This is a genomic window from Brevundimonas vesicularis, assembly GCF_032067225.1.
GTDB classification, from domain to species: domain Bacteria; phylum Pseudomonadota; class Alphaproteobacteria; order Caulobacterales; family Caulobacteraceae; genus Brevundimonas; species Brevundimonas vesicularis_F.
The window spans coordinates 14,523-28,174 of record NZ_DAMBJX010000026.1 but is presented as its reverse complement, the minus strand read 5'-3'; the positions used below and the strand labels follow the sequence as shown (position 1 = coordinate 28,174).

Here is a 13,652-nt window from a genome sequence, read left to right as displayed (position 1 = left end):
CACAACCCAAAGACACAGACAAAAATGTTCCCATAACGTTCTTGCTGATCGCCTATTTTCGTCCCCATATAGCGATAACGCGCCGGACCCGCCGGCTCTCCTCCGCGTTCTCTGGACAGCATGACCGAAAAGCATAACTTCATCCGCGTTCGCGGCGCCCGCGAGCATAACCTCAAGGGCGTGGATCTCGACATTCCGCGTGAACAGCTGGTGGTGATGACCGGCCTGTCGGGGTCTGGCAAATCCTCGCTCGCTTTCGACACCATCTATGCCGAAGGCCAGCGGCGCTATGTCGAGAGCCTGTCGGCCTATGCCCGCCAATTCCTGGAGTTGATGGGCAAGCCGGACGTGGATTTGATCGAAGGCCTGTCCCCGGCCATCTCCATCGAACAGAAGACAACGTCCAAGAACCCGCGCTCGACCGTCGGCACGGTGACGGAAATCCACGACTATATGCGCCTGCTATGGGCGCGCGTCGGGGTGCCCTACTCGCCGGCGACCGGCCTGCCGATCGAGAGCCAGACCGTCAGCCAGATGGTCGACAAGCTGGTCGCCCTGCCCGATGGCGAGCGAATCCTGCTGCTCGCCCCCGTCGTTCGCGGCCGCAAGGGCGAGTACAGGAAGGAAATCGCCGAGTGGCAGCGTCAGGGCTTCCAGCGGCTGAAGATCGACGGCCAGTTTTATCCGATCGACGAAGCGCCCACCCTGGACAAGAAGTTCAAGCACGACATCGACATCGTCGTGGACCGGATCGTCACCAAGCCGGATCAGGAAGCGCGCTACGCCGACAGCCTACAGACGGCGCTGGGTCTGGCCGACGGCATCGCCAACGCTGAATGGGCCTCGACGGCGGAAGGTGAGACCGCGCCGCGCAGCCTGCTGTTCTCGGAGCGGTTCGCCTGTCCGGTGTCCGGTTTCACCATCAGCGAGATCGAGCCGCGACTGTTCTCATTCAACAATCCCTTCGGCGCCTGCCCGGTCTGCGACGGCTTGGGTGTCAAGCTGGCGTTTGACGCCGATCTGGTGATCCCGGACCGCGACAAGACCCTGCACAAGGGCGCCGTGGCACCGTGGGCGCGTGGGCCGTCGCCGCTCTACACCCAGACGCTGCAGTCGCTCAGCCTCCACTATGGTTTCTCGATGGACAAGCCGTGGCGCGACCTGCCCGCCCAGGCGCACAAGGCCATCCTGCACGGCACTGGCTCGGAGAAGATCAAGTTCGTCTATGACGACAACGCCCGCAAATACGAGGTCTCCAAGCCGTTCGAGGGCGTGCTGCCGAACCTGGAACGTCGCTGGCGCGAGACCGATAGCGCCTGGGTGCGCGAGGAACTGGCCCGCTATCAGTCCGAAACGCCCTGCGACGCGTGTCACGGCAAGCGGCTGAAGCCCGAGGCCCTGGCGGTCAAGGTCGGCGGCGAGGACATCGCCGACATCTCGACCCTGTCGATCTCCAAGGCCTATCTGTGGTTCTCGACGCTGGAAGAGAATCTGACCGAAAAGCAGATGGAGATCGCCCGGCGCATCCTGAAGGAAATCTGCGACCGGCTGCGGTTCCTGAACAACGTCGGCCTGGACTATCTGAACCTGTCCCGATCCTCCGGCACCCTGTCGGGCGGCGAGAGCCAGCGCATCCGCCTGGCCTCACAGATCGGCTCGGGCCTTACCGGCGTCCTCTATGTGCTGGACGAGCCGTCCATCGGCCTGCACCAACGCGACAATACCCGCCTGCTGGAAAGCCTGAAGGGGCTGCGCGATCTCGGCAACTCGGTCCTCGTGGTCGAGCATGACGAAGAAGCCATCCTGACCGCGGACTACGTCATCGACATGGGCCCGGCCGCCGGTGTTCATGGCGGCCAAGTCTGCGCCGAGGGCACGCCGGCCCAGGTCATGGCCAACCCCAAGTCCCTGACCGGCAAATACTTGACTGGCGAGCGCGAGATCGAAATCCCCGCCGAGGGTCGCCGCCCCATCAACCGCAAGCGGATGCTGAAAATCAGCGGCGCCAGCGGCAACAATCTGAAGAGCGTCACCGGCGAAATCCCGGTCGGCGTCTTCACCTGCATCACCGGCGTCTCGGGCGGCGGCAAGTCCACCTTCACCATCGAGACCCTGTACAAGGCCGCCGCGCGTCGCCTGAACAATGCCTCGGAGGCCCCCGCCCCCTTTGATCGGATCGAAGGCCTGGAGCATTTCGACAAGGTCATCGACATCGACCAGTCGCCCATCGGCCGCACCCCGCGCTCGAACCCCGCGACCTATACCGGCGCCTTCGGGCCTATCCGCGACTGGTACGCCGGCCTGCCGGAATCCAAGGCGCGCGGCTATGGCCCCGGGCGGTTCAGCTTCAACGTCAAGGGCGGGCGTTGCGAAGCCTGCCAAGGCGACGGCGTCATCAAGATCGAGATGCACTTCCTGCCGGACGTCTATGTCACCTGCGACGTCTGCAAGGGCAAACGCTACAACCGCGAGACGCTGGAGATTGTGTTCAAGGGCAAGTCCATTTCGGACGTGCTGGACATGACGGTCGAGGAGGCGGCGACCTTCTTCAAGGCCGTGCCGCCGATCCGCGACAAGATGCTGACGCTGGAACGGGTCGGCCTGGGCTACGTCAAGGTCGGCCAGCCGGCGACCACCCTGTCGGGCGGCGAGGCCCAGCGGGTCAAACTGTCCAAGGAGCTGTCCAAGCGCGCAACCGGCCGCACCCTCTACATCCTCGACGAGCCGACGACCGGCCTGCACTTCGAGGATACGCGCAAGCTGCTCGAGGTGCTGCAGGAACTGGTCGAGGCCGGCAACACCATCGTGGTGATCGAACACAACCTCGATGTCATCAAGGTCGCCGACTATCTGCTCGACTTCGGTCCTGAGGGCGGTGACGGCGGCGGCGAGATCGTTGCGGTCGGCACGCCCGAACAGGTCGCGGATAACAAGGCCAGCTGGACCGGCAAATACCTCAAGGAGGTGCTGGATCGGCACGAGGACCGCCGCAAGGCGCGTGTGGCGGCCCTGGGCGGGTCCGTCGATGCTCCGGCTAAGAAGAAAAGGGTGAAGGCGTCGGTCTGATCGTTAGGAAAAGACGTCGGTCGACTGACCGCCTCGAAGCCCATTCCAGGCCGCTGCGAACGGCGCATATAGGACCGCGAGCTGCAGCGCGGCGAGGAAGGCGTTGACGATCGACGACACCAGGATCGCCGGCCAGGCCTGCATCAGGATCTGACCCAGTCCCTCGCCGTCGAAGCGCGCCAGCGTCTGGATGCCGCCGGTGGCGAGGTCTGCGGCTGCGCCGATGATCATGCCCAGGATGCTGACGATCAGGGACATGATGATGGCGATCACGGCCATGCCCAGCAGCGACCAGAAATGCCCCTTTGTGGCGGCGAACGATTCCACGATGGTGATCTTGCGGCGATCGATCGTCATCGGCACCGCAAGGCTGAACTTGATCGCCAGCCAGACGATCAGGGCGAAGACGGCGAAGATCAGCAGCACGCCGGCCAAGATCAGCAGCGCCTGACCCGACGCCGCGCCGAAACCGATGGCCGCGCCGACCACCATCATGCCGACGCCAGACGCCAGACCAACAGCCAGGCTGACGATCAGACTGACCGCCAGAACGCGGACCTCATCCATACCGAGGCGCAGATAGCCCCACGACGACTCGGCCGGCCGCAAGACCGAGCGCGCCACCGCCGCGCTCAGCACCGCGCCGACCAGAAGGCCGATGGGCGCGGCCCAGATCAGGGCTCCGGCATAGGTCTGACCCAAGGCCTGGAACTCCGCCATCGACGGGTTGGCCGACTGTTCCAGCGCTTCACCCGCCGCCATCAGGCTGGCCCACTTGTCTGCGCCCAGGCCGAACATGGCGACATAGACGGCCAGATAGACCAGGCCCCAGGCGACCGCGACAATCGGATGCCGGCGAACGACCCGAAAGCCTTCGAAGGCCGCGTCGGTGGCGGAAAAACTCATGACAACTCCGGGAGCAGATTCGCGGCGCACCCTAGCGCATCCGCAAGCCTACGTCCCGCACCGCCGCCGTCCCGGCATCATGCGTTCGATCGCCTCAGTTCGCGGAGGCGATCGTCCAGTCGGCGATCTGGGTGTTGATGTCGCGCGTCGCCGTGTCGAAGGCTGCAACGATGGCGGACACGCGATTGTCGCCGGCGGGTTGGATCACGGTGAACACCCGCTCAACCGAGCGCCCTTCCTCGGGACGAATGGTCCCGCCGCCAGCGCGCCGTTCCGGGGTGGAGCGCAGCTGCGCCCGCGCGGTCACGACGACATCCGGCACGGCTCCCGGCGCGGCGTATCGAGCCTCGAAGGTCGTGACCGTGACTTGCAGGATCAGCGGCGGCGTCCCCGGCTCGCGGCGACCCAGCACGCGAATGCGATCCGCTCGGTTGGCGAAGGCCGCCTTCAAGCTGTCGTCGAACAGGGTCGAGGCCGGCGACACCCAGCGTGCGCCGCCAATATAGGCCGTCTCTAGACCCGTGACGCCCAGGATTTTGTCGTCGCCGGTCGCCTGCGGGAACTCGATGCGGCGGATCGAGACCGTTAGAGGCGCAGGCGTGTCGCCCACCGACGACGGCGCGGCCATCGGCAGGCCGAACCGATAGTTCTGCACCGGGTCCGGCGACGACAGCAGGGCGCATCCGCTCAGCGCGGTCAGGACAGCGGCGGGCGCCGCCAGTCGAAGGACAGGACGAAGGATCACGGCTGCACCTCCAGCTCTTTGGATTTCGGACGACCGATGAAGTCACGCGGGCTGGCGCGGACGTCGTCGATCAGGGATTGCAGAGACCGGGTGGCGTCTTGCAGCTCTTCGATCGTGCCGGTCAATTGCGGCAGGCTGGTCGTCGCAAAGTCACCCAAAGGACGCTCCAGCCCCGTGATCGAACGGTTGGCCGAGGCGATCGCCGTGCGGGCTTCCGCCGTCGCCGAGTTGATATTGGCGATGGCTTGGCGACCGTCCGTATTGATGATCTGACGCGTGTCGACGGCCAGGGCCTGGTATTCCTTCACCGCCGCGTTGGCGTTGGTCACGGCCTCTTCCAACTGCTGGAAGATGGCCTTGCGGGCTTCCAGTTCAGTCGTCAGCGCCTCGACGTTCTTCACACTGGTGGAGAAGCTGCGGATATTGTCATCGGACATGACGCGGTTGATCCGGTTCAGCGCATCCACGGTCTGGGCCAGAACCGTGCCCGAACCACTCAACAGTTCAGCGATCGGCGACGGCTGGCTTTGCAGCACGGGCACGACATTATCCGGATACTGCTCTTTCAGCAGGGCGCTGTTGGGCGAGCCCGCGGTGATCTGGATGTAGTTCAGACCGGTGATGCCTTGCGGCTCCAGCTGCGCGCGCGAGGTGACGCGCACCGGCGTCGTGCCGTCAACGCGGACACGGGCGATGACTTGGTCGCCGCGCTTGGTGTCGATGTTCAGGTCAGTGACCTCGCCGACGCGGATGCCGTTGAAATGCACCTCGCCGCCTTCGGACAGGCCATTCACCGGCCCATAGAAGACGATGTCGTACATGTCGTAGTCGCTGTTGAACTGCAGCCGGGCCAGCCAGATGGTGAACACCGCCAGGGCCGCCAGAAGGGCGACGGTGGCGATGCCGACGGCGGCGTAATGTGCGTCTCTTTCCATGATCCGCTCTCCTCAGGCGGCAGACTTGGTGGCTGCGCGTCCGCGCGGCCCCAGGAAATATTCCTTGATCCACGGATGGTCGGAGCCTTCCAGCTCCTGCACCGTGGCCTTTTCCACGACCCGCTTGTCCGCCAGCACCGCCACCTTGTCACAGATGGCGTAGAGCGTATCGAGGTCATGGGTGATCATGAAGACGGACAGACCCAGGTCGTCCGCTAGTTGCCGGATCAGATCGTCGAAAGCGGCCGCGCCGATGGGATCCAGGCCCGCCGTCGGCTCATCGAGGAACACCAGCTCGGGATCCAGCGCGAGCGCGCGCGCCAACCCGGCCCGCTTCTTCATACCGCCCGACAGTTCGGCCGGCTTCAGATGGTGGTGCTCCGGCTTCAAACCGACCATGGCGATCTTGAGCTCGGCCAGCTCATAGATGACCGATTTTGGCAGTTTGGTGTGTTCGACCAGGGGCGAAGCCACGTTCTCCAGCACGCTCAGCGACGAAAACAGCGCGCCCTGCTGGAAGAGGATGCCGGTGCGTTTTTCGATGTCGGCCGCCTCGGCCTTGGTCAGGTTCGCCCGGTCGTAGCCCAGCACCTTCACCGATCCGCCCTCCGGCTCCTTCAAGCCGATGATGGTGTTGAGCAGCACAGTCTTGCCCGCGCCCGATCCGCCGACGACGCCCAGGACTTCGCCGCGCACCAGGTCGAGGTCGAGGTTCTCGTGAATGGTGCGCTCGCCGAACTGGCTCAACAGGCCGCGCACCTCGATCAGATTTTCTGGCGCTTCGGTCATATGTTCAGCTCCAGGAACACCAGGGCGAACACGGCGTCCAGGAAGATGATGGCGAAGATGGCCTGCACCACGGCGGCCGTCACGCGGCGGCCCAGGCTTTCGACATCCCCGGCGACGGCCATGCCCTGACGGCAACCGATGGCGGCGATCACCAGGGCGAAGACGGGCGCCTTCACCAGGCCTACCATCAGGTGCTGGGCCATGGTGCCGTCCTCGACAAGACGCTGGAAGAAGAAGGACGGACCGAGATTCAGCGAGCTCCAGCACACGACCAAACCGCCGATAAGACCGCCGATCATGCCCATGAAAGTCAGCAGCGGCAGCATGATCACCAGCGAAGCGACCCTTGGGATCACTAGCGCCTGGAACGGATTGACGCCCATGACCTGCATGGCGTCGACCTCCTGATTCATCCGCATCGACCCGATCTCAGCCGCAAAGGCCGAGGCCGAACGTCCTGCCAGAAGGACCGAGGCGATGACCACGGCGAACTCGCGGAACATCGCGACACCGATCAGCTGAACCGCGAACACCTGGGCGCCGAAGTCGGTCAGCAGGTCCACACCGATGAAGGCGATGACGGCCCCGATGAAGAAGTTGGTGATCATGACGATCGGAATGGCGTCCAGCCCGGCCCGCTCCGCCTGACTGACCCAGGCCGGCCAGCGGATGCCCCCGGGGCGTTTGGCGGCTTCGACCACGGCGGCCATCAGGCGGCCGAGGAAGGCCAGCGACAACATGGCCTCGCCGCCGAAATCGTACACGCCTCGCCCGATCTTGGCGAAGGTGCGAACGAAGGCGCTGGGTCGCTTGGGCGCCGGGGCGCTCTGCCGCTCCAGCAGTTCGATCATGTGATAGATACGGCCGGCCTCGGGCCGATCCTTCCACTGGCTCTTGGACAGACGACCGCTCGAGGCCTGCACCAGGGCCAGCGCGCCGGCCGTATCGAAGCGACCGAGGTCGGAGGTGTCGATGCTGGCGATTTCGCGGCCTTCCAGATCGCGGCTCAGTTCCGTCGGCAGACGGCCCAGCGCCGTGGTCGTCCAGTCGCCGGTCAGGCGCAGACGGGCTTCGCCATCACGATCGACAATTTCGTATGCGGCTTGGTTCATCGGGCCTCTGATGACCAGTCTGACATCGCGATTTCCCCCTGACCCTCTGAACAGACAGCCGAAATCCCTGCTGCGCTAATGGTCAAGCCGGCATTCGATGTCAACGCGCGATGACATTCGCGCGGATGTTTATCGATCGACCGTGTCGAGATCGCCTCCCCGATGAAACGTCCAACGGTCACGCTGGCGCTGATGCCAAACGCGGCCAAACGGGATTCGTTCTCGCGTCACCTCATACGACGCTGCACGGCCGTCAGATCCTCAATGAACAACCGTCTCGCCTCGGACTTCGCCGCCTCGTCCGGCAGACGCAGCAGATAGGAGGGGTGGACCGTCAGTACGGCGGTCGATCCGTCGCTCAGGTCGATCGGCGCGCCGCGTTCCTGCATCACAGCCGGCTTTCGACCCAGCAACGCCAGACCCGCCGTCGCCCCCAGGGCCAGCACGACTTGCGGCTTAATCAGCCGGCGTTCCGAGTCCAGCCACCAGCGACACGCCTGAACCTCGCCCGCGTTCGGCGTCTTGTGCAGGCGACGCTTGCCGCGCGGCTCGTGTTTGAAGTGTTTGACCGCGTTGGTGACATAGACGTCGGATCGATCAATGCCAGCCTCGGCCAGGGCTGCGTTCAACACCTGTCCCGCCGGCCCGATGAAGGCGCGGCCTGCCAGATCCTCCTGATCGCCCGGCTGTTCGCCGACGATCATCAGACGCGCCGACTTCGGCCCCTCCCCGCACACCCCTTGCGTCGCGTCGCGGTAAAGCGGGCAACGGCGACACGCCTGAACGCCGCCGGCGACATCGTCGAGGTTTTCGGGCACGGCCTCGGCGTCGGGACGCGACATATGCAGGTCTGGCGCAACGGCGCGCGCGAAACGCGAATTGGGCTGAGGCGACGGCGTAGCGACCATGGTCTCGGTTCGAACCGACGAGGCCGCGACCAGTTCCGGGATGAGGGCGGCTTCCGGCAGGTTCTTCCAGTAGGACTTGGCCATCTCCCCCTGCATCGTCTTCACCTTCAGCCGCGCAGGATTGAAGGTCGACGCGTAATAGGTCTTCCAGAAATCCTCGATCTCGTCTTCGGCCGGCGCCATGTCGCGGGTCGCCGGCGGCCCGAACCGCAGGGTTTCGCCATCCCAGAAGGCCGAACCATCCGGCGTCAGGATCGACCAGCGCATGGTCGTGAACCGCCGATGGAAAAAGGGCGCGGTCTTTTCCAGAACCCGATGCGGCGGCTCGAACCACGCCACCCAGGCTTCGCCCAGATCGTCATGCACCTGGCGAAAGCGAACGAAGGCCTTCATCTTGTGCGAGGCGCGGCTGACGTTCTTGACCCGCTCCAGCGCGTCGGCGACGTCCCGGTCCGAAATGACCTTGATCAGGTCCGGCTCATCCTTGAGTCGCCACAGCAGCCGGTACATCAGATCGAAACGGTCAGCGGATCGATGCAGGATCAGGTTCTGAGCCAGATCCACGAACTCCTTCGGGACGTTGAAAGCTCTGCGGTCATCCGGCGTCGGCGACACTTCTTCAACAATCGGCTGATCGAACAGCCCGCCCTGTTCCACCGCCCCCGCCACGACGAACCGCGCCGCTGCGGGCTCAACACCCGCCAATCGCAACGCGCGCGCCGCTTTCCGCCAGCCGTCGAAGTCGGTCTCACCGTCCAGCGTCGCCACCGCCATCAGAACAGACTCAACTGCTCGGGCGTGCGGCTGGTCACGCGCGCCTTCAGGTCCGCCGCATCCGTCAGTCCGCCAGGCGTCCAGTCCAACGCCGTAATGAAGGGTCGAATCTTGGCCACAGATCGCGTCAGCCGTCCGACATCCTCCAGCCGCAGGGTGCGATAGCGGCGGACCGTGACGATCCGGTCCACTGCCTTCACGCCCAGCCCCGGCACACGGAGCAGCATCTCGCGCGGCGCACGGTTCACATCGACGGGAAACTGCTCACGCTTGTTGAGAGCCCAGGCCAGTTTGGGGTCGACCGCCAGATCGAGCATGCCGTTCGATGCGCCCTCGCCGATCTCCGGCGCGGAGAAGCCATAGAACCGCATCAGCCAATCGGCCTGATACAAGCGATGCTCGCGCATCAGCGGCGGCTTGGACAGCGGCAGGATCGAACTGGAGTCCGGGATCGGACTGAACGCCGAATAATAGACGCGGCGCAGGCCATAACCACCGTAGAGCGAGGCGCTGCGATCCAGGATTTCCGTATCCGGCGCGCCGTCGGCGCCGATGATCAGCTGTGTGCTCTGGCCGCCCGGCGCGAACTTCGGCGGCTTGATCTTTTCACGTTTGGCCGGCTTCGCCGCCTCGACGCCCAGACGCACCTGGCTCATCGCCTTCTTGATGACCCCGACGTCCTTTTGCGGCGCCAGTCGCGCCAGCGCCTCGTCGCGCGGAAGTTCGATATTGGCCGACAGGCGGTCGGCATACAGCCCCGCCATTTCCACCAGCTTCGGATCCGCTTCCGGGATCAGCTTCAGATGAATATAGCCCCGAAAATCATGGACTTCCCGCAGCGTCTTAGCCACCAGGACTAGCTGCTCCATCGTATAGTCGCCGGATCGAATGATGCCTGACGACAGAAACAGACCCTCGATATAGTTGCGCTTGTAGAAGTTGAGCGTCAGGTCAACCACCTCGTCGACATCGAACCGCGCGCGCTCCACATTCGACGACACGCGATTGATGCAATAGGCGCAATCGTAGATGCAGAAGTTGGTCAGAAGGATCTTGAGCAAACTGATGCACCGCCCGTCCGGCGTATAGGCGTGACAGATGCCCATGCCCTCGGTCGAGCCAATCCCCTTGCCACCGACGGAGTTTCTTTTCGACGTTCCCGACGATGAACACGAGGCATCATACTTGGCGGCGTCAGCCAGGACGGAAAGTTTTCGACGCAGATCGAGACGGGCCATCGTTCATGATACGTTCCAGAACGATGTTTGGTCCAGCGTTGCCGTTTTCTTTTTTGAAACGACGACTTAACGCAGCAGATTGAGCAGCGACGTGCTTTTCAGCGAGTTGATGATCTGGGCCGAAGCCTCGATCGCCACCTGCGCCATCTGCAGATCGGTGATCGCCCGTGCCGGATCATAGCCGGACTTGTCCTGCATCATCTTCTGCAGAGCGGTCTTCTGATTTTCCTGGGCGTCCAGCGCCGTCTCGACGTGGTTCTGGATCAGACCGTTCTTGGCCGTCTCGTTCGTTAGTCCCGCATTCGCCTTGTCTAATTCGCCCATCTGCGCCTTCAAAAACGCGGTGACGTTGGCGTCGGGCTGCCCCGTCAGCGTTCCCGCGCCAGCTGGCGTATAGGTCACGCCGCCCACGGTCACCGCCGTGCCGTTCTGGAAGGCCTGAATGTTGCGGAACACCTCAGTCAGCGGCCCGCCGATCTCGCTGGCCAGAAACCCGGTCTCGACCGTGGTCTTCTCGTCGATGCGCGACTTCTGCTTCAAGGTGTCGTTGGCGAAGGTCGCGGCGGTGGACGCCGCCGCCGTCAAATCGGCCATGGTCGCGGCTGTGGCGGGAGCGATGTCGCTTTGGCCGCCCGCAAACAGATACGAGCCCTGGTGTTCCGCGTTCAATCCCCCCTGAACCGTCTGATAGTTCAGACCGAGCTCGACCATCAGATTGTCGATCCGCCCGGCGGCCAGGCTGCTTGCAATGGCCTCGCGCGCCGCATTGCCACCTTCGTAAATGCGGCTCATGGCCAGATCCTGGGCGCTCAGCCGCGCCTTCACGGCCTCGCCGGTGGAAATGAATCCTTCCAGCCGCGCCTGGGTCGATGTCAGGCTTGTCAGTTGTTCGGCCCCTCGGCCATAGCCGGACATGTCGGTGGCGATCTTCTCGCTATCGATCCGCTCCTGCGCCTGCTGCGCGCGGCCTTGCGCGTTCATCAGGCTGAGCAAGGCCGACTGGTAGTTCCCGTGGGTCGCGACGCGCGTCATTGCAGGATTCCGATCAGTACGTCGTACATGTCCTTGCTCGCCTGGATCAGGCGCGCAGAGGCGTTATAGGCTTGCTGGAAGGTGGTCATATTGACCAGCTCTTCGTCCATGTTCACGCCTTCGGCCGAGGTGCGGCGGCTGTCCGCCTCCTTGGCCAGGGCGCTTGCCGTTTCGCTGCGGGTCTTGGCGGCCGATGCCTTGCCGCCGATCTCGCCGGCGAAGTCCGCCGCATAGGACGACAGGGTCTTGGTCCCGCCGGCATTTCCGCCGGCTGCGGCGAAGGTGATGTTCGTCTTGCCCACATCCCCCAGCGCCAGTCCGCCGCGCCCATCGTTCTTGCTCAGCGCCGGCGTCCCCGCCGCCGCCGACAGGTTCAGTTGCGCCAGGGCCAGCTTTCCGGGGTCCTGCTGGATGTCGCTGCGCACCGTATAGGCGCCCGCCCGCGTCGATCCGGTCGCGCCTAGGCCAAACAGTTGCGACATTGAAACGCCGGACGGATCCTGGGTCGTATTGTCCTTCACGACGCTCATCGACGTCGCAGACGGGTCGTAGGCCTTGAAGGACAGCTTGCCCGCCGCATCCAGGCTGAGGGCGCCATAGCGGCCAACGCCGGTGATGGGATCGTTCAGCGCGCCCAGCATCTCGCTCATCGTTCCCGTCCCGGCCGGCACCGACACGGTGATGTCGCGAAGACGCGCGCCGGACGGGCCGGCAAAGCGCAAGGTCAGGCTCTCGCCCGGATCTAACCCATGCTGAGACGTCAGGGTCAGGCCCGTCTCGTAGAAGGTCGGCGTTGTCGTGGCGACCAAGTCGTTCAGGCCGAACCAGTGCGAGAATCCACGCCCGCCCTTGGCGCTGGGCGACGTCGCATCGTCGGCGATGGCCACGCCGTTTCCCCCCGCCCCGTCCAGGCGCAGTTGGCCGTCCGAGAAGCTCGCCGTCGCCGTGCCGCCCAGTTGGGCGTTCAGCACGCTGAGGAAGGTGGTCGGATCCGCGGCGGCGCCGTTGATCGTTATCGTGCCGCCGGAAAAGACGATCCGGGCCGAGGCCTGCACCACGCCCGACGCATTGACCGTCGAGATGGTGGTCGCGCCGGTGAAGCCGGTCAGGGCGTTCTCCAACGACTGGCCGGTGTTGCGCCCCGTCAAGGCGGTCGGTGCAGGAACGCTGCTGTTTGCGTTGTGGGCGCGGTTCAGTTCGTCCGCGAGTTTGGCCGTCAACTCACCCAGGCGCGCGGCGGCCGCCGGCGCATCGACATCGCGCATCTCGACCAGACCCCGGATCTGACCGGACGACACGCCGTCCAACAGTGGCCAGCGTGTGCCGCTGGGCTCGGTGATCATGATGTCGGAGAAGGCCGTCATGGCGTCCACCGTGCCGGCCGCCTGGTACGACAGCGTCGCCGCCCCCTCGCCCACCAGGGTCGTGCCTGTGTTGGTGCGCAGGGTGACGCCGCCGTTGGAGCGGGCCTCGACCTTCACATCCATATATTTGGACAGTTCGTTGATCAGGCCGAGCTGGGCGTTCTGGGCGCCCGTCACATCCTCGTTCGTCACCGTGCCGGCGGCGATGGTTTTGTTCAGCTTGGCGATCTGCTCCAGCAGCGGATTGACCGTTTCGACCGCGCTCAGCAGCCGGCCGTCCGCCTCCTGACGCGCCGACTGGATCTGGGACGCGATGCCGGCGGCCTGATTGAAGATCGCCTGGGTCTTGTAGATGGTATCCTGACGCCCGGCCGAGGACGTCGGGCTTTCGGCCAGTGTCGCATAGGTGGCGAACAGCTTGTCGACCTGGGCGAAGAAGTTGGTGTCGCTGCTGGGATCGCCGAACTGGTTCTGGATCTGGTCGTACAATTCATAGCGCACGGTCTGGCGTGCGGCGTCCGACCCGGCGCTGAGGCTGGCGGCCTGAAGGAACCGGTCGGTCGCCAGACGGACCCGCGTGACATCGACGCCCGAGCCATAGCCGTTGGTGACGGCGGCCGACTGGTCGGCGACCTTGCGGATGTATCCGGGCGTATCGACGTTGGCGATATTGTCGGCGGTGACGCGCAACTGCGACTGGGCGGTCTTCAGCCCCGACGTCGCAATGTTCATGATCGAGTTCAGCGACATTGACGCGTCTTTCCCGCCCTACCCGGCAACCGC

Annotated in this window: 10 protein-coding genes; 1 reads left to right on the top strand and 9 read right to left on the bottom strand. The window is 64.6% G+C overall.

Features of this window, described 5'->3' with window-relative positions; genetic code table 11:
* Nucleotides 1-120: 120 nt before the first annotated feature.
* Entirely contained in the window at nt 121-3,066 is a 2,946-nt protein-coding gene (uvrA, locus tag RT123_RS08565; RefSeq protein ID WP_313008734.1) for an excinuclease ABC subunit UvrA, read from the top strand.
* Nucleotides 3,067-3,069: 3 nt separating this feature from the next.
* Here the strand turns inward: uvrA and RT123_RS08560 are convergent, their stop codons facing one another.
* From RT123_RS08560 to flgK, 9 genes are all read right to left on the bottom strand, one after another.
* Nucleotides 3,070-3,972: a hypothetical protein gene (locus RT123_RS08560; RefSeq protein WP_066623093.1), complete on the bottom strand. Its 903-nt coding sequence runs from the start codon at nt 3,970-3,972 to the stop codon at nt 3,070-3,072.
* Nucleotides 3,973-4,066: 94 nt separating this feature from the next.
* Nucleotides 4,067-4,717, bottom strand: coding sequence for an ABC-type transport auxiliary lipoprotein family protein (locus RT123_RS08555; RefSeq protein WP_307511868.1), 651 nt, complete (start codon nt 4,715-4,717; stop codon nt 4,067-4,069).
* Nucleotides 4,714-5,652 carry an MlaD family protein gene (locus RT123_RS08550; RefSeq protein ID WP_039246448.1) on the bottom strand — a complete coding sequence of 313 codons (939 nt, stop codon included), beginning with the start codon at nt 5,650-5,652 and terminating at the stop codon, nt 4,714-4,716. The genes RT123_RS08555 and RT123_RS08550 overlap by 4 nt, the downstream gene beginning before the upstream one ends.
* A gap of 12 nt (nt 5,653-5,664) precedes the next feature.
* On the bottom strand, nt 5,665-6,441 hold the full coding sequence (locus RT123_RS08545; RefSeq protein WP_039246447.1) for an ABC transporter ATP-binding protein: 777 nt from the start codon (nt 6,439-6,441) through the stop codon (nt 5,665-5,667).
* Nucleotides 6,438-7,553 carry an MlaE family ABC transporter permease gene (locus tag RT123_RS08540; protein WP_039246445.1) on the bottom strand — a complete coding sequence of 372 codons (1,116 nt, stop codon included), beginning with the start codon at nt 7,551-7,553 and terminating at the stop codon, nt 6,438-6,440. The genes RT123_RS08545 and RT123_RS08540 overlap by 4 nt, the downstream gene beginning before the upstream one ends.
* Before the next feature lie 227 nt (nt 7,554-7,780).
* Nucleotides 7,781-9,235 carry a UdgX family uracil-DNA binding protein gene (locus RT123_RS08535; RefSeq protein ID WP_313008731.1) on the bottom strand — a complete coding sequence of 485 codons (1,455 nt, stop codon included), beginning with the start codon at nt 9,233-9,235 and terminating at the stop codon, nt 7,781-7,783.
* Complete coding sequence (locus RT123_RS08530; protein ID WP_313008730.1) at nt 9,235-10,473, bottom strand: putative DNA modification/repair radical SAM protein; 1,239 nt, start codon at nt 10,471-10,473, stop codon at nt 9,235-9,237. The genes RT123_RS08535 and RT123_RS08530 overlap by 1 nt, the downstream gene beginning before the upstream one ends.
* A 66-nt stretch (nt 10,474-10,539) precedes the next feature.
* Nucleotides 10,540-11,505, bottom strand: coding sequence for a flagellin (locus tag RT123_RS08525; RefSeq protein WP_313008729.1), 966 nt, complete (start codon nt 11,503-11,505; stop codon nt 10,540-10,542).
* Nucleotides 11,502-13,601, bottom strand: a complete 2,100-nt coding sequence (gene flgK, locus RT123_RS08520) for a flagellar hook-associated protein FlgK (protein WP_313008728.1) — start codon at nt 13,599-13,601, stop codon at nt 11,502-11,504. The genes RT123_RS08525 and flgK overlap by 4 nt, the downstream gene beginning before the upstream one ends.
* Between the last annotated feature and the right edge of the window lie 51 nt (nt 13,602-13,652).